This window comes from Curtobacterium sp. MCLR17_059, assembly GCF_003234665.1.
GTDB lineage: Bacteria > Actinomycetota > Actinomycetes > Actinomycetales > Microbacteriaceae > Curtobacterium > Curtobacterium flaccumfaciens.
Genome location: NZ_QKSU01000003.1, coordinates 227,305 through 242,786, shown reverse-complemented (window position 1 = coordinate 242,786; position 15,482 = coordinate 227,305). Strand labels below are relative to the sequence as shown.

Genomic DNA, 15,482 nt, shown 5'->3' with positions numbered 1-15,482 from the left:
CTCCAGGCCGTCAGCTCTTGATGTAGGGCTTGCCGGACGCGGCGGGGCCGCGCGACTGCCCGACCAGGCCGGCCACGGCGAAGATCGTCACCACGTACGGCAGCATCAGCAGGAACTCGCTCGGCACGGGCGAGCCGACCGCGCTGAGCGTGTTCTGCAGGTTCGACGCGAAGCCGAACAGCAGGGCGGCGAGCGTGGCCTTGATCGGGTCCCAGCGGCCGAAGATGACGGCGGCCAGGGCGATGTAGCCCGCGCCCGCGGTCATGTCCTTCGTGAACCCGCCGGTGGCGTCGAGCGTGAAGTACGCACCGCCGAGGCCCGCGATCGCACCGGCGAGGGAGACGTTCCAGAACCGGGTGCTCGTGACGTTGATGCCCACCGTGTCGGCGGCCTGCGGGTGCTCGCCGACGGCGCGGAGTCGCAGACCCCAACGGGTCTTGAACAGGCCGAAGGTGACGACCGCGACGGCGACGTAGGCCAGGTAGACGACGACCGACTGCTCGAAGAAGATCGGTCCGATGATCGGGATCTGGTGGAGCACCGGGACCTCGAACTTCGGGAACCGGATGCCGATGTTGAGCGTCTGCTGGTTCGGGGACAGCACCTGCGAGTACAGGAAGCCGGTCAGGCCCGAGATGAAGGCGTTGATGACGACACCGACGATGACCTGGTCGACGAGGTACTTGATGCTGAACGCCGCGAGGACGAACGACACGAGCACACCCGCGACGAGGGCACCGACGAGGCCGACCCAGGGCGACCCGGTGAGCGAGGCGATGAGCGCCGAGGTGAACGCACCGGCGAGGAACTGACCCTCGATCGCGATGTTCACCACGCCGACCCGCTCGGAGATGACGCCGCCGAGGGCACCGAAGACGAGCGGGACCGCGAGGCCGAGCGCACCGAAGAGCATGCCGGGGATGGTGATCGAGTCGCCGGCGACCGCCCATGCGAGGAAACCGACCACGAAGACGATCGCGAACACCGAGGTCACCCAGAGCGGCACACGTCGCGAGGCACGGGTCTCGACGATCGCGTACACCGTGGCGAGCGCGAGCAGCACGGTGACGACGATCCCGGTGGCCGTCGCCGGCAGCGGGAGGTTCGGCAGCGCGAAGAAGTCGCCCTTCGACGCCAGGCGGAGCGTCGCCGTTCCGGGGCGGTGTCCGAAGCCGAACAGCACGAGCGCGAGCAGCGTGAACACGCCGTACCCGATCGGGAGCTTCCAGCTGCGGGTCGTCTCGACCGGGCGGTCGTCCAGGGGCATGCGCGGCGCGGCCGCGGTGGGGCTGATGGTGCTCATGCGGCGACCGCCTTCTTGCTGGTCTTGCTCGTCTTCGTGCGCTTGCGTGCACCCGGCTGCGGGATCCGGAAGATCGCGCGGACGAGCGGCGGCGCCGCGATGAAGAGGACGATGAGGGCCTGGATGACCCCGACGATGTCGATCGGGATGCCGTTGGCGGCCTGCATGGCGTAGCCACCGTTCTTCAGCACGCCGAACAGGATGGCTGCCCAGAAGACGCCCCACGGCTTGGAGCGGCCGAGCAGGGCCACGGTGATGGCGTCGAAGCCGATGCCCGCGTCGATGCCCGAGGTGAAGCCCGTGGTGACGGCGCCCTGCACCTGGTAGGCGCCGGCGATGCCGACCAGGGCACCGGAGATGACCATGACCCAGATGGTCAGCGACGGGACGCTCATGCCGGCCACACGGGCGGCACGGGGGTTCTCACCGATGGTGCGGAACCGGAAGCCGAGCGACGACTTGTTGACGAGCCACCAGACGACGACGACCGCGATGATCGCGACGATGAACCCGAGGTCCACGCCGTACCGCACACCGAAGAGCTGCGGCAGGAGCGCGCTGTCCTTCGTGGCGGGCGAGATCGGGTTGCTGCTGCCCGGGGCCTGCAGCAGGCCCGGGGTACGGAGCAGGTAGCTGACCAGGTAGAGCGCGACGTAGTTGAGCATGATCGTGACGACCACCTCGTTCGCACCCGTCCGGGCCTTGAGCACCCCGACGATGCCGCCCCAGACTGCGCCGCCGACGATGCCGGCGAGGATCGTGAGCGGGATGTGGATCGCGGCGGGCCCGTCGAACGAGAACCCGACCCACCCGGCGGCAGCGGCGCCCATCAGGATCTGCCCCTGGCCGCCGATGTTGAACAGTCCGGCGCGGAAGGACAGCGCGATCCCGAGCCCGGCGGCGATGAGCGGCACCGAGTAGTCGACGGAGCGCGTGAGCGGCCCGATCGCCTGCTGGAACGAGTCCGCGCCGAAGTTGAACACCGAGCCCTGGAACAGCGAGGCGTAGGCGCCGCCGACCGCGGTGCCGATCGCCTGGAGCATGTCGGTGGGGCGGGCGAAGAAGTAGCCGGCCGTGGCACGGACGTTCTCGTCCGTCACCGCGATGAGGATGCCGCACGCGACCAGCGCGAGGACGACGGCGAGGACCGTGACGAGCACGGAGCCGTTCAGGATCCCCTGCAGGGCGGCGTGCCAGCGGTCGCCACCGGCGCCGTTGCGGCGCTCGGTGTCCTCCGCCGAGTCCGTCATCAGGTGCGGGGTCGACTCGACCTCCTGCAGACGGTCGTCGGTGAGCGGGGCGTCCGCGGTGCCGTGCGCAGCCGGGGTCGGCTGCTGCGTGTTGTCTGGTTCCTGCGCGGTCACGCGGCCAGCTCCGTTCCTTCAGGGATCTCCCCGGCCATCATGAGGCCGAGGACGTCGCGGGGGGTGGTCGCGGGGACGATGCCGACGATGCCGCCGCGGTACATCACGGCGATCCGGTCGGCCAGGGCCACGACCTCGTCGAGCTCGGTGGAGACGACGATGACCGGCACACCGGTGTCGCGGGTGGCGACGATGCGCTTGTGGACGAACTCGATCGAGCCGACGTCGATGCCACGGGTGGGCTGCGCGGCGACGAACAGCCGCAGCTCACGGCTCAGTTCGCGCGCCAGGACGATCTTCTGCTGGTTGCCACCGGAGAGCCGACCGGCCGCGGTGGTGCGACCCGGCGTCCGGATGTCGAACTCGGCGATCTTCTCGTCGGCGAAGGCGTCGCGCTCGGCCGAGCGGATCGTGCCGGCGCGGACGAACTCGGCGTGGTCGGCCCGATCGAGCATCAGGTTCTCGGCGATGGTGAACTCGCCGACCAGGCCGTCCTCCTTGCGGTCCTCGGGGACGAAGCCGACGCCGGCGTCGAGCACCTGCTTGACGCTCCGGCCGGTGAGTTCCTTGCCGTCGAGGGTGATGCGGCCGGCGTGGGCGGGCTCGAGGCCGATGATCGCCTCGGTGAGCTCGGTCTGCCCGTTGCCCTGCACCCCGGCGATCGCCAGGACCTCGCCGCGGCGCACCGTGAAGGAGACGTCGTCGACGAGCACGATGCCGGACGGGTCGGTCACGGTCAGGTTCTCGACGACCAGGGCGTCCGCGCCACCGGTCGCGGGAGCCTTGTCGACCACGAGCGAGACGGCACGGCCGACCATCAGCGCGGCCAGCTCGTTGTTCGTGGCGGTCGGCGATGCCTCGCCGACGACCTTGCCGAGGCGGATCACCGTGATGCGGTCGGCGACCTCGCGCACCTCGCGGAGCTTGTGGGTGATGAAGACGATCGCGGTGCCGGCTTCGCGGAGCTGGCGCATGATGCCCATCAGCTCGTCGGTCTCCTGCGGCGTGAGGACGGCCGTCGGCTCGTCGAACACCAGCACGGAGGCGTCGCGGGACAGCGCCTTGATGATCTCGACGCGCTGCTGCACACCGACGGGCAGGTCCTCGACCTTGGCGTCGGGGTCGACGTCGAACCCGAAGCGGTCGGAGATCTCCTGCACGCGCTTGCGGGCACCGGCCAGGTCGAGCCGCCCGCCGAAGGTGGTCTGCTCCTGCCCCAGCATGACGTTCTCGGCGACGGTGAACACGGGCACGAGCATGAAGTGCTGGTGCACCATGCCGATGCCGGCGCGCATGGCGTCACCGGGGCCGTCGAAGTCCTGCACCACGTCGTCGAGCAGGATCTCGCCCTCGTCGGCGTCGTACAGGCCGTACAGGACGTTCATCAGGGTGGACTTGCCGGCGCCGTTCTCACCCAGGAGGCAGTGGACCTCACCCGGCTCGACGGTGAGCGAGATGTGGTCGTTGGCGACCAGGGCGCCGAACCGCTTGGTGATGCCGCGGAGTTCGAGCTTCATGTTCGGGAGTCTATTTCTGTCTCGCGCGCGCCACGCGGGCGCACGGTGTCGCGTGCAGCCCGCGGATGCACGATGTGGTGTGCGCCGCCGGGCGCACGATGTGGTGTGCGCCACCCGGGCGCACGAGAACGCGGGCGAGGGATGCTCCCCCGCCCGCGTTCATCGGGTCAGGACTGGGTCTTGACCTTGATCGAGCCGTCGATGATGCCGGCCTTCACATCGTCGAGCTCGCCCTGCAGGCCCTTGTCGACCTTGGACTCGAAGTCGTGGAACGGCGCGATGCCGACGCCGTCGTTCTTGAGGGTGCCCACGTACGGGTCCTTCGAGAACTTGTCGTCAGCCGCCTGCTCGACGACGTCCTTCACGGCCGGGCGCATGCCCTTCTCGACCGAGGTGAAGGCGATGTCCTTGTAGCGGGGGTCGGCCTCGTAGAGGTCGCTGTCCGCACCGATCAGGACGGAGCCGTTGTCGGCGTCCTTGATGGCCTCGGCAGCGGACTGGTAGATCGGGCCACCGACGGGGAGGATCACGTCGGCGTCCTGGTCGAGGAGCGTCTGCGCGACCGACTTGGCCTGCGTGCCGGCCTCGAAGCCACCGGTGAAGGAGCCCTTGCCGGTGTCGACGTTCCAGCCGACGACCTTGACGTCCTTGTCCTTCTGCTCGTTGTAGTACTTCACGCCGTCCGCGAAGCCGTCCATGAAGATGGTGACGGTCGGGATCTGCATGCCGCCGAAGGTGCCGACGACGCCGGTCTTCGAGTAGGACGCCGCGGCGTAGCCGGCGAGGAACGCCGCCTGCGAGGTGTCGAACGTGATCGGCTTGACGTTCTTCGCGTCGATCGAGTTGTCGTCGATGATCGCGAAGTCGGTGTCGGGGTTCGCAGCGGCCTGCTTCTTCGTGGCATCGGCCAGGTTGAAGCCGACGGTCACGACGAGGTTGCAGTTCTGACCGATGAGCTGCTCGATGTTCGAGTCGTAGACGGTGGCGTCCTTCGACTCGGCCTCCTTGTAGGTGGCACCGAGGTCCTTGGCTGCGTCCTTCATGCCCTCGTAGCCGAGCTGGTTGAACGACTTGTCGTCGAACCCACCGGCGTCGGAGACCATGCAGGGGCGGAAGTCGGTCTTCTTCGCCGAGTCGGTGGTGGACGGCGCCGAGGCGCAGCCGGCCAGGACGGCGACGGTGCCGGCGAGCGCGAGGCCGCTGAGGACGACCTGTCGGGTACGAGATGTCACGGGTTGGTTCCTCCGGGGAGCGTGCCCGGACCACGTGCGTTCCGGGCGATCGTGGCGACAGTACACGACCGTCGGGTCGGTACAGGACCCGTTGCGGGGGTCCTGCGGATCGGTTACGGGATCGCGACCCCGCCGAAACGCGCCCGTAACGCGGGGCCACTCATTCACCCCCAGTTCGAGGGGTTTGTCGATGGAGCGCTACAGGACGTCGCCGCGGCCGCTGATCTTCAGGGCATCCACGACGCCCTTGACCCGCTGTGCGTTCGCGCTCGTGGTGACGAGCAGCGCGTCCGGGGTGTCCACGACGACGATGTCCTCGACACCGATGAGCGAGATGAGCCGCTGGCTGTGCGAGATCACGATGCCGCTCGACGAGTCCGCCAGGATGCGGGCGCCGTCCCCGAGCACCGCGAGGTTGTTCGGCCGGCCGCCGGACTGCAGCTTGGCGAGGGAGGCGAAGTCGCCCACGTCGTCCCAGTCGAAGTCACCGGGGACGACCGCCATGCGTCCGGCGGCAGCGGCGGGCTCGGCGACCGTGTAGTCGATCGCGATCTTCTCGAGCATCGGCCAGACGGCGTCGACGACGGCACCCCGGGCCGAGGTGTCCCAGGCGTCGGCGAGCTCGTTGATGCCGGCCAGCAGCTCGGGCTTCGTCCGGCCGATCTCGGCGAGCAGCACGTCGGCGCGCGCGATGAACATGCCGGCGTTCCAGAGGTAGTTGCCCTGCTCGACGTACGAGCGGGCGGTGTCGAGGTCCGGCTTCTCGACGAAGGACTTCACCGCGTGTGCGGTCGGGGCACCCTCGATGTCGAGCGCGGCGGTGTCGGCGTTGATGTAGCCGAAGCCGATCGCGGGTTCCGTCGGGGTGATGCCGATGGTGGTGACGTAGCCGGCACGGGCGACGGCGACGGCTTCGCGCACCGAACGACGGAACCCGCGGGCGTCACCGATGACGTGGTCGGCGGCGAACGAGCCGATGACGACGTCGGGCTCGCGGCGCACCAGGATCGCCGCGGCCAGGCCGATGGCCGCCGTGGAGTCCTTCGGTTCGCTCTCGAGCACCACGTTGTGGTCCTCGACGCCGGGCAGCTGCGACTCCACCGCGACCCGGTGCGCACGGCCGGTGACGACCATGATCCGCTGGTCGCCGGCGAGCGGCGCCAGGCGGTCCCAGGTCTGCCGCAGCAGCGAGGTGCCGGATCCCGTCAGGTCGTGCAGGAACTTGGGTGCGTCCGCGCGCGACAACGGCCACAGGCGCGATCCGATGCCCCCTGCGGGGATGATCGCGTAGAAGTCTTCGAGAGCGTCAGCCACGCGCTCACCGTACCGGTCCCACCGGGCGGATCCTGGGTGGTCTCCGCACGATTCCCGCATGCGGGCTCCCGCAGCGTTGTTCACCCGGCGCGCGCGTCCCGTTCACGTCGGCGGCCCCGCCGGGTCACGTCACGCCCGGAGCATGGGCAGCACCATGAGCGCACGCAGCGTGGAGCGCGGCACGTCCCCCCGGACCGTCGCCGTCGTGACCGAGAGCTTCCTGCCCACCCTCAACGGCGTGACCACCAGTGTCCTGGCGGTCCTCGACCACCTGGAACGACGGGGTCACCGCGCGGTCGTGATCGCCCCGGACACCCCCGGCCTGGCGCAGTTCCGGTCGCGCAGCGCCGTCGAGCGCTACCGCTCCTTCGACGTCCACCGCATCCCCGCCGTCGCCTACCGCCAGTTCCCGGTGGCACTCCCCCACCCGGTGCTCGACACGATCCTCGCCGCCTCCGGCGCCGACGTGCTCCACGCCGCCAGTCCGTTCCTGCTGGGTGGGCGCGCGATCACGGCAGCCGGGAGGCTCGGCATCCCCTCCGTCGCCGTCTTCCAGACCGACGTGGCCGGGTTCGCCCGCCGCAACGGCCTGACCGCGACCGTCCCGTTGGTGCGGAAGATCCTCGGACGCATCCACGCCGGCGCCTCGCTGACGCTCGCCCCGTCGAGCGCGACGGCCGCGATGCTCGCCGAGGAGGGCGTGCCCCGCGTCGCCCGCTGGGGTCGCGGCGTCGACACCGAGCTGTTCCACCCCGCGCGCCGGTCGACCGGGCACGTGCGGGCACTCCGACGCCGCCTGGCACCGAACGGCGAGACCATCGTCGGGTACGTCGGACGCCTGGCCCCGGAGAAGGAGGTCGAGCGGCTCGCCGAACTCGGCGGCGTCCCCGGCATCCGGGTCGTCGTGGCTGGAGGGGGTCCGTCGCGGGCGATGCTCGAACGTCGTCTCCGGCACCTCGACGTCACCTTCACCGGCCCCCTGCGCGGCGACGCACTCGCCGACGCGTACGCGTCGCTCGACCTGTTCGTGCACACCGGTCCGGCCGAGACCTTCGGACAGACCCTGCAGGAGGCCCACGCCTCCGGCCTGCCGGTGATCGCACCGGCGTCCGGCGGCCCGCTCGACCTGGTCGCCCCGGGGCTCGACGGCGAGCTCTACGACGCCGATGCGCCGCAGGCCCTGCGGCACGCGGTCCTGCGGCTGCACCACGACCGCGCGCTGGCGGAGCGGATGGGTTCCGCCGGTCGGCTCCGGGTCGAGGGCACCACCTGGGAGGCCGTCGGCGACCAGCTCCTCGACCACCACGACACGGCCCGCACCATCGGCGCGCCGCCCGTCGGACGGGGCCTCCGGGCAGGTCGGGACGAGAAGGTCAGCGCCCGCGCATAGGATGGGTCGTGTTCCACACGAACACGAACGGCAAGGGCTCGCCGATCGGGCGAGCCCGTCCTATGGAAGGACGAGCTCATGGCTGAGCACACCGGCGGGGGTACGGCGACCGCGGTGCCCGACGTCTCGATCGAAGCCCCGCGGGCTTCTCGGACGCCACAGGGCACGCTCTACCGCGGTTCGATCGGGATGTGGTCGTGGGTCCTCCACCGCATCACCGGCGTCGCGATCTACTTCTTCCTGCTCGTGCACATCCTCGACACGGCGCTCGTGCGGCTCTCCCCAGAGGCGTACAACGCGGTCATCGGCACGTACAAGACCCCGATCATGAACCTCGGCGAGATCGCGCTCGTCATGGCCATCGTTTTCCACGCCTTCAACGGCCTGCGGATCATCCTGATCGACTTCTGGTCGAAGGGCCCGAAGTACCAGCGGGCCATGTTCTGGATCGTCATGGTCCTGTGGGCGGTGGCGATCGCGGGCTTCCTGCCCCGCCAGCTCATGAACCTCGTCGCGGACTTCAACTGAGGGGCACGAAGATGACCACGCAGATCGTCGAACCTCCCCGCTCGGCCGCAGCCGCCCGCAGCACCACCAACTGGGAGAAGTGGGGCTGGGTCTACATGCGCGCCTCGGGCGTGCTGCTCGTCGTGCTGATCTTCGGCCACCTCTTCGTCAACATGGTGGCCGGCGAGGGCGTCAAGCAGATCGACTTCGCCTTCGTCGCCGGCAAGTGGGCCAACCCCTTCTGGAAGGTCTGGGACTCGCTCATGCTGGTCCTCGCCCTCATCCACGGCTCGAACGGCATGCGCACGATCGTCAACGACTACGTGTCGAAGCCGGGCATCCGGAAGACGCTCCTCGTCGCGATCCTGGCCGCCTGCGTCGTGCTGATCGTCCTCGGGCTCCTCGTCTGCTGGACCTTCGACCCGTGCCCCGCCGGCGCCGCTGCCGCCGACCTGCCGTCCTTCTGCCCGGCGCAGTAGCACCACCACCGTTGCTGCCCGCGTTCCCACCGTCTACGGAAAGACCCCTGTGACCGAGACCACCGTCCACCACCACCAGTTCGACATCGTCATCATCGGCGCCGGAGGCGCGGGTATGCGAGCCGCGATCGAAGCCGGCCCGAAGGCGAAGACGGCCGTCATCTCGAAGCTCTACCCCACCCGGTCGCACACCGGTGCGGCGCAGGGCGGGATGGCCGCGGCCCTCGCGAACGTCGAAGAGGACTCGTGGGAGTGGCACACCTTCGACACGATCAAGGGCGGCGACTACCTGGTCGACCAGGACGCCGCCGAGATCCTCGCGAAAGAGGCGATCGACGCCGTCATCGACCTCGAGAACATGGGCCTGCCGTTCAACCGCACGCCCGAGGGCAAGATCGACCAGCGCCGTTTCGGTGGCCACACCCGCGACCACGGCAAGTCCCCGGTCCGCCGGGCCTGCTACGCCGCCGACCGCACCGGGCACATGATCCTGCAGACACTGTTCCAGAACTGCGTGAAGCTCGGCGTCGAGTTCTACAACGAGTTCTACGCGCTCGACCTCATCATGGTCGACGTCGTCGGTGACGACGGTGTCACCCGCCAGCAGCCGGCCGGCGTCGTCGCGTTCGAGCTCGCGACCGGTGAACTGCACGTCTTCCACGCCAAGGCGATGATCTTCGCGACCGGCGGCTTCGGCAAGATGTACAAGACCACCTCGAACGCGCACACCCTGACCGGCGACGGCGTCGGCATCGTGTGGCGCAAGGGCCTGCCGCTCGAGGACATGGAGTTCTTCCAGTTCCACCCGACCGGGCTCGCCGGGCTCGGCATCCTGCTGACCGAGGGTGCCCGTGGCGAGGGCGCGATCCTCCGGAACGCCTCGGGCGAGCGCTTCATGGAGCGGTACGCCCCCACCATCAAGGACCTCGCACCGCGTGACATTGTCGCGCGCTGCATGGTGCAGGAAGTGGCGGAGGGTCGGGGTGCCGGACCGAACAAGGACTACGTGCTGCTCGACTGCACGCACCTGGGGGCCGAGGTCCTCGAGACGAAGCTGCCGGACATCACCGAGTTCGCCCGCACGTACCTCGGCGTCGACCCGGTCGTCGAGCCGGTGCCCGTCATGCCGACCGCGCACTACGCGATGGGCGGGATCCCGACGAACGTCAAGGCCGAGGTCCTGTACGACAACACCACCGTCGTCCCCGGCCTGTACGCCGCCGGGGAGTGCGCCTGCGTCTCCGTGCACGGCTCCAACCGCCTCGGCACCAACTCGCTGCTCGACATCAACGTCTTCGGCAAGCGCTCGGGCAACAACGCCGCCGAGTGGGTCCAGACCGCCGAGTTCCTCCCCCTGCCGGAAGACCCGGCGGCCGGCGTCCGCGGCATGCTCGACCAGCTCCGTGCCTCGACCGGCACCGAGCGCGTCTCTGCCCTCCGCAAGGAGCTGCAGGAGGAGATGGACAAGAACGCCCAGGTGTTCCGCACGGACGAGTCGCTCGCCCGCGTCACCGAGACGCTGCACACGCTCCGCAACCGCTTCATGCAGGTCTCCGTGCAGGACAAGGGCAAGCGGTTCAACACCGACCTGCTCGAGGCCGTTGAACTCGGGTTCCTGCTCGACCTGGCCGAGGTCGTCGTCTACTCCGCGCGCAACCGCAAGGAGAGCCGCGGCGGCCACATGCGCGACGACTACCCGAAGCGCGACGACGAGAACTACATGCAGCACACCATGGCGTACCTGACGGGCGACCCGCACTCGTCACTCGCCGACGACCACATCACGCTCGACTGGAAGCCCGTCGTCATCACGCGGTACCAGCCGATGGAGAGGAAGTACTGAGATGACCGACACCCTGGTCTCCGAGGCACCCCGCACCGACACCGTGCAGGACGCCCCTCCCGGATCCTTCTCCGTCACGGTCATCGTCCGTCGCTTCGACCCCGACGTCGACGACGAGCCGCGCTGGCAGGACTTCGACGTCATGATGCTGCCGACCGACCGCATCCTCGACGCCCTGCACAAGATCAAGTGGGAGCAGGACGGGTCCCTGACCTTCCGCCGCTCGTGCGCACACGGCGTCTGCGGGTCCGACGCCATGCGCATCAACGGTCGCAACCGCCTGGCGTGCAAGACCCTGATCAAGGACCTCGACGTCTCGAAGCCGATCTACGTCGAGGCGATCAAGGGCCTGCCGCTCGAGAAGGACCTCGTCGTCGACATGGAGCCCTTCTTCCAGAGCTACCGCGAGGTGCAGCCGTTCCTGCAGTCCTCGTCAGCCCCGACGCCCGGCAAGGAGCGTGTGCAGTCCGTCGCCGACCGCGCCCGCTTCGACGACACCACGAAGTGCATCCTCTGCGCCGCGTGCACGTCGTCCTGCCCGGTGTTCTGGACCGACGGGCAGTACTTCGGCCCCGCCGCGATCGTGAACGCACACCGGTTCATCTTCGACTCCCGCGACGACGCCGCGAACGTCCGCCTCGACATCCTCAACGACAAGGAAGGCGTCTGGCGCTGCCGCACGACCTTCAACTGCACCGACGCGTGCCCCCGTGGCATCCAGGTGACGAAGGCGATCTCCGAGGTCAAGCAGGCGATCATGCGCGGCCGCGCGTAGTCCCGGCTCCGTCCAAGGCCCAGCACCACGTCGACCGATAGGCTCCCGACCATGACGTTCGCGGACACCCGCCCCATCCTCGACCAGCTCGGCTACACGACCCGGTACGTGCAGCTCCCCGGCGAGACCCTGCACGAACCGCCGGTCGAGGGGGCGCTCCGCATCGTCCAGACCGACGCCTCCGGCTACGCGCTCGAGGTGGTCGACTACGGCACGGCTCGTCGTCTCGCGCAGGCCACGGGCGAGGACGACGCGGTCGAGATGCTGCGCCGCTTCCTGAACCGTCCGTTCCCGGAGCCGCGCGACATCCCTCGTCATGAGCTCGAGGGGCTCCGCGACCGCGCGGCGTCGACCTACCCGCAGCTCGCGCAGCAGGTCGCGCAGGCCGGCGAGCAGGGGCTGACCATCCAGATCCCGGCCGGTGTCCCCGTCGACCGCATCGGTGGCCCGGACGGCTACCTGCTGCACCCGCTCGACACCCCGCTGCCCAGCCGGTCACTGCCCCCGCACGTGACCTCCTCGCCGGAGACCCACCGGTACGTCGTCGACCGGCCGTTCCTGGTGAACGTCCGCTTCGTCCAGCCCTGGTTCGAGCAGCCGGGCGGCGCCCTGCGCTTCCAGATCGCCGACCCGTCGGCCACCGTGCGTGACCTGGTGGTCGACGGCGCGCTCGTCCGCCTCCGGGTCGTCTGAGCCCACCGATACACGAACAGCCCGCCCCGCGCTCGATGCGCGGGGCGGGCTGTTCTCGTTCGTGGAGCTACCGCAGGTCGGGGCGGTCGTACCGCGCACCGGCCGGGTTCGACGGCAGGCAGCCGAACACGATTGCCGCGGGGCTCGCGATGAGCGACACGAGCCAGAGCGGGCCCGGCAGGTTCGCGTCGTGAAGCCGGCGCCACGCGAGTGCCAGGTTCGGCACGAGGGTGGCGAGCCACCACAGTCCGAAGAGCCCGAGCAGCACGAAGGCGAACGGCGAAGGCGCCCCCGACACGTCGCGCGAGTACCCGTAGTCGTCCACGACGGTGGTGGTCGGGCTGGTGGCGATCAGCAGGGCGATGAAGCCCCCGTAGAGCACGATCGTGACGATGGCGTTGGCCAGGAACCAGTACCAGTACTCACTGCGACCGGCACGGCCGTCGAAGCGGGCGTACTTCTTGAAGAACCGGAGGAAGGCGTCGAGGAACCCGATGCCGTACCAAGGGGCCCACAGCGGCGGAACGCCATCCGGGCCGACCGGTATCGGCTCCGCCAGCTGCGGGTACCCACCGACGTACGGCTGGGCGTACTGCTGGTACGGCTGCTGTCCGTAGCCGGGCTGCTGTCCGTACCCAGGCTGCTGCCCGTAGCCGGGCTGCTGTCCGTAGCCCGGCTGCTGCCCGTACCCAGGCTGCTGCCCGTAACCCGGCTGCTGCCCGTAACCCGGCTGCTGCCCGTAGCCGGGCTGCGCGCCGGCCCCCGGCTGTCCCTGCTGCTGATCGCCGCCGGGCTGGCCCCACTGGGGCGTCCCGTCGTTGCTCATCGGCTCGAGACGGGGCGGTCGAAGCGCGCGCCCTGCGGGTTCGAGGGCAGCAGGCCGAAGACGATGCCGACGATGCCGACGAAGATCGCGATGATCCACAGCGCACCGGGGAGGTTCGCGTCGTGCAGGCGGCGCCAGCCGAGGGCGAGCGTCGGGATGATGATCGCGAGTCCCCAGAGCAGGAACAGGATGCCCGAGATGACGAAGAGTGCGGACGGCTCGGTGACGGTGGACTGGACGCTGGTCGACGTCGAGGACGACATCGACACGGTCGAGCGCTCGGAGGTCGCGAAACCGATGGCGTACAGGATGCCGAGGACGATGCCGACGATCGCGTTGGCGAGGTACCACCACCAGAACTCGCTCCGGCTGGCACGACCGCTGAACGTGGCGTACTTCTTGAAGAAGCGGCCGACGGCCTTGCCGAACGAGATCCCGTACCACGGTGCCCAGAGCGGCGGTTCGCCGTTCGGTCCGGTCGCCGGCTGCTGGCCGTACTGCGGTGCGCCGCCGTACTGCGGTGCGCCGCCGAACTGGGCGTTCGGCTGGTTGTTCGGATCCTGCGGGTACTGGTCGCTCACGTGGTCCCCCTCGAGTGTTGGCTGATGTTCGCGTCTGAGTCAACCAGAACTCCTGAGCGGCGGTCAGAACCGGTACCGCGCGTCACCCCTGCAGCGGACGGTCGTACTGCTGCCCCTGCGGGTTCGACGACATCAGGCCGATGATCAACGAGAACAGGATGCCGATCGGCGGGATGATGAACAACAGGGCGAGCAAGCCACTGAGGTTGACGTCGTGCAGCCGTCGCACGGTCAACGCGATGAACCCGAGTGCGCAGGCCAGGCTCCAGAGACTGCCGAGTCCGTCTGAGCCGTCGTCGACGAACGGCAGCACGTCGAACCCGCTGCCGATGATGCCGGCGGCAGCCGAACCGATGAGGTACCAGAGCGCCCAGAACCAGTACTCCGACTGACTGGCCCGACCGTCGAAGCGCACGTACTTCTTCCAGAACCGCCGGAAGGCCTGGGGGAAGGGGATGCCGTACCAGGGTGCCCAGAGCGGCGGCTCGGACCTCCCACCATTCGGCCGACCCGGACCGGGCTGCCCGTACTGCCCCGGAGGCTGCTGCCCCCACGGTTGCTGTCCGTACGGGCCCTGCTGCTGGCCGTACGGGTCACGGGGCGGGTACTGGTCGCTCATCGGTCGGTTCCTTCCGGCGCGGCTGTCGGTCCACACAGAGTGTGGCACTCCCCCGAGCCGGCGAGCGTCATCCGCGGGAACGACTCCTGTCCGACGATGCTGTCAGGGCAGGAGCGCGAGCTTGCCCCCGGGGTGCCCGGACTCCAGCAGCTCCGCCGCCGCCTTCGCCTTCGCCAGCGGGAAGGTCCGCGCCACAGGTACCTCGAGCTGTCCGGCACCAGCCAGATCGATGAGCCGCTGCCGCACCGAGTCACGGAAGGCCTTGCTCGCCGGCTGCGCGCCGCCCACCGCGGCGATGCCGTCCGATGCGGCCCGCGCCTGCGCGGCGATCGTCACGATCCGTGACCGGTCCGCGACCAACGCGAGCGAGACGTCGACGGCCTCGTCGGTACCGACGCAGTCCAGTGCCACGTCGATGCCGGAGGGAGCGAGATCACGGACACGCGCCTCCAGGCCGTCGCCGTATGCGACCCACTCGCCACCGAAGCGTCGCACGACGTCCGCACCACGCTCCGACGCGGTGCCGATGACGCGGGTGCCGAGCAGCCGCAGCTGCTGGAGCAGGCTGACGCCGACCGCGCCCGAGGCGCCGTGCACCAGGACGGTGTCGCGCCCCTCCGCGCGGGTGACGCGGAGCATGTCGGCGGCGGTCGAGCCGGCGAGGAGCAGGTTGGCGGCCTCCGGGAAGCCGAGCGAAGCGGGCTTCGCGAAGACGTCGGCCGCAGGCACCGTGACCGACTCGGCCCAGCCGCCGCTCACGCGGAAGGCGAGGACCTCGTCGCCGACCGCTCCCCCGCCGGACGCGATCTCGGTGTCGGGGCCGACGGCGGACAGGACGCCGGCGACCTCGTAGCCGACGGCGATGGGCAGGTCCGCGGGGTCGCCCTGGCGGGTGTGCTTGGTGTCTGCAGGGTTCATGCCGGCGGCGCGGACGGTGATGGTGACCTCGCCGGGGCCGGGTACCGGCACCTCCGCCTCGACGTACTCCAGGACTTCGCTGCCGCCGAACCGTGGGGCCACCCAGTGCTTCGTCATGCGG

At 69.7% G+C, this 15,482-nt stretch carries 15 protein-coding genes; 6 read left to right on the top strand and 9 right to left on the bottom strand.

Annotation, left to right across the window (positions count from 1 at the left end; translation table 11 throughout):
* Positions 1–10 precede the first annotated feature (10 nt).
* The 5 genes from DEJ12_RS06725 to DEJ12_RS06705 form a co-directional block, all read right to left on the bottom strand.
* On the bottom strand, positions 11–1,303 hold the full coding sequence (locus tag DEJ12_RS06725; RefSeq protein WP_181433029.1) for an ABC transporter permease: 1,293 nt from the start codon (positions 1,301–1,303) through the stop codon (positions 11–13).
* Positions 1,300–2,667: an ABC transporter permease gene (locus DEJ12_RS06720; RefSeq protein WP_181433028.1), complete on the bottom strand. Its 1,368-nt coding sequence runs from the start codon at positions 2,665–2,667 to the stop codon at positions 1,300–1,302. Before DEJ12_RS06720 ends, DEJ12_RS06725 begins: the two co-directional genes overlap by 4 nt.
* Positions 2,664–4,184, bottom strand: a complete 1,521-nt coding sequence (locus DEJ12_RS06715; RefSeq protein WP_071406403.1) for an ABC transporter ATP-binding protein — start codon at positions 4,182–4,184, stop codon at positions 2,664–2,666. Before DEJ12_RS06715 ends, DEJ12_RS06720 begins: the two co-directional genes overlap by 4 nt.
* Before the next feature lie 167 nt (positions 4,185–4,351).
* The gene (locus DEJ12_RS06710) at positions 4,352–5,416 is read right to left on the bottom strand and encodes a BMP family protein (RefSeq protein ID WP_111029442.1); all 1,065 of its coding nucleotides are present in this window, start codon (positions 5,414–5,416) and stop codon (positions 4,352–4,354) included.
* A gap of 198 nt (positions 5,417–5,614) precedes the next feature.
* Positions 5,615–6,730 (bottom strand): mannose-1-phosphate guanylyltransferase, encoded by a 1,116-nt coding sequence (locus DEJ12_RS06705; protein ID WP_071244281.1) that lies wholly within the window; start codon positions 6,728–6,730, stop codon positions 5,615–5,617.
* Positions 6,731–6,884: 154 nt separating this feature from the next.
* Here DEJ12_RS06705 and DEJ12_RS06700 point away from each other — a divergent pair, with 154 nt between their 5' ends.
* The 6 genes from DEJ12_RS06700 (at position 6,885) to DEJ12_RS06675 (ending at position 12,417) form a co-directional block, all read left to right on the top strand.
* A complete protein-coding gene (locus DEJ12_RS06700) occupies positions 6,885–8,120 on the top strand; it encodes a glycosyltransferase family 1 protein (protein ID WP_228513213.1) in 1,236 nt (411 codons plus the stop codon).
* A 78-nt stretch (positions 8,121–8,198) separates the two neighbouring features.
* A complete protein-coding gene (gene sdhC / locus DEJ12_RS06695; protein ID WP_017888739.1) occupies positions 8,199–8,648 on the top strand; it encodes a succinate dehydrogenase, cytochrome b556 subunit in 450 nt (149 codons plus the stop codon).
* An 11-nt stretch (positions 8,649–8,659) separates the two neighbouring features.
* Complete coding sequence (sdhD, locus tag DEJ12_RS06690; RefSeq protein WP_111029440.1) at positions 8,660–9,106, top strand: succinate dehydrogenase, hydrophobic membrane anchor protein; 447 nt, start codon at positions 8,660–8,662, stop codon at positions 9,104–9,106.
* Positions 9,107–9,155: 49 nt separating this feature from the next.
* Positions 9,156–10,949, top strand: coding sequence for a succinate dehydrogenase flavoprotein subunit (gene sdhA, locus DEJ12_RS06685; RefSeq protein WP_027466445.1), 1,794 nt, complete (start codon positions 9,156–9,158; stop codon positions 10,947–10,949).
* Between the two features lies 1 nt (position 10,950).
* Positions 10,951–11,724, top strand: coding sequence for a succinate dehydrogenase iron-sulfur subunit (locus tag DEJ12_RS06680; protein WP_017888736.1), 774 nt, complete (start codon positions 10,951–10,953; stop codon positions 11,722–11,724).
* Positions 11,725–11,775: 51 nt separating this feature from the next.
* Positions 11,776–12,417: a TNT domain-containing protein gene (locus DEJ12_RS06675; protein ID WP_071244287.1), complete on the top strand. Its 642-nt coding sequence runs from the start codon at positions 11,776–11,778 to the stop codon at positions 12,415–12,417.
* Between the two features lie 67 nt (positions 12,418–12,484).
* On the opposite strand, the gene DEJ12_RS18305 is transcribed toward DEJ12_RS06675, so the two are convergent.
* The 4 genes from DEJ12_RS18305 to DEJ12_RS06655 form a co-directional block, all read right to left on the bottom strand.
* Complete coding sequence (locus DEJ12_RS18305) at positions 12,485–13,243, bottom strand: DUF805 domain-containing protein (RefSeq protein WP_181433027.1); 759 nt, start codon at positions 13,241–13,243, stop codon at positions 12,485–12,487.
* Complete coding sequence (locus DEJ12_RS06665) at positions 13,240–13,824, bottom strand: DUF805 domain-containing protein (RefSeq protein ID WP_111029439.1); 585 nt, start codon at positions 13,822–13,824, stop codon at positions 13,240–13,242. The genes DEJ12_RS18305 and DEJ12_RS06665 overlap by 4 nt, the downstream gene beginning before the upstream one ends.
* Positions 13,825–13,906: 82 nt before the next feature.
* Positions 13,907–14,443, bottom strand: a complete 537-nt coding sequence (locus DEJ12_RS06660) for a DUF805 domain-containing protein (protein WP_111029438.1) — start codon at positions 14,441–14,443, stop codon at positions 13,907–13,909.
* 102 nt (positions 14,444–14,545) lie between these two features.
* The gene (locus tag DEJ12_RS06655; RefSeq protein ID WP_111029437.1) at positions 14,546–15,478 is read right to left on the bottom strand and encodes an NADP-dependent oxidoreductase; all 933 of its coding nucleotides are present in this window, start codon (positions 15,476–15,478) and stop codon (positions 14,546–14,548) included.
* Positions 15,479–15,482 lie beyond the last annotated feature (4 nt).

Excerpts from the sequence above, each read along its gene's own strand:
- DEJ12_RS06725 (WP_181433029.1), bottom strand. The coding sequence starts at position 1,303 with ATGAGCACCATCAGCCCCACCGCGGCCGCGCCGCGCATGCCCCTGGAC.
- sdhC (WP_017888739.1), top strand. The coding sequence starts at position 8,199 with ATGGCTGAGCACACCGGCGGGGGTACGGCGACCGCGGTGCCCGACGTC.
- DEJ12_RS06700 (WP_228513213.1), top strand. The coding sequence starts at position 6,885 with ATGAGCGCACGCAGCGTGGAGCGCGGCACGTCCCCCCGGACCGTCGCC.
- DEJ12_RS06675 (WP_071244287.1), top strand. The coding sequence starts at position 11,776 with ATGACGTTCGCGGACACCCGCCCCATCCTCGACCAGCTCGGCTACACG.
- sdhD (WP_111029440.1), top strand. The coding sequence starts at position 8,660 with ATGACCACGCAGATCGTCGAACCTCCCCGCTCGGCCGCAGCCGCCCGC.
- DEJ12_RS06660 (WP_111029438.1), bottom strand. The coding sequence starts at position 14,443 with ATGAGCGACCAGTACCCGCCCCGTGACCCGTACGGCCAGCAGCAGGGC.
- DEJ12_RS06680 (WP_017888736.1), top strand. The coding sequence starts at position 10,951 with ATGACCGACACCCTGGTCTCCGAGGCACCCCGCACCGACACCGTGCAG.
- DEJ12_RS18305 (WP_181433027.1), bottom strand. The coding sequence starts at position 13,243 with ATGAGCAACGACGGGACGCCCCAGTGGGGCCAGCCCGGCGGCGATCAG.
- DEJ12_RS06655 (WP_111029437.1), bottom strand. The coding sequence starts at position 15,478 with ATGACGAAGCACTGGGTGGCCCCACGGTTCGGCGGCAGCGAAGTCCTG.
- DEJ12_RS06715 (WP_071406403.1), bottom strand. The coding sequence starts at position 4,184 with ATGAAGCTCGAACTCCGCGGCATCACCAAGCGGTTCGGCGCCCTGGTC.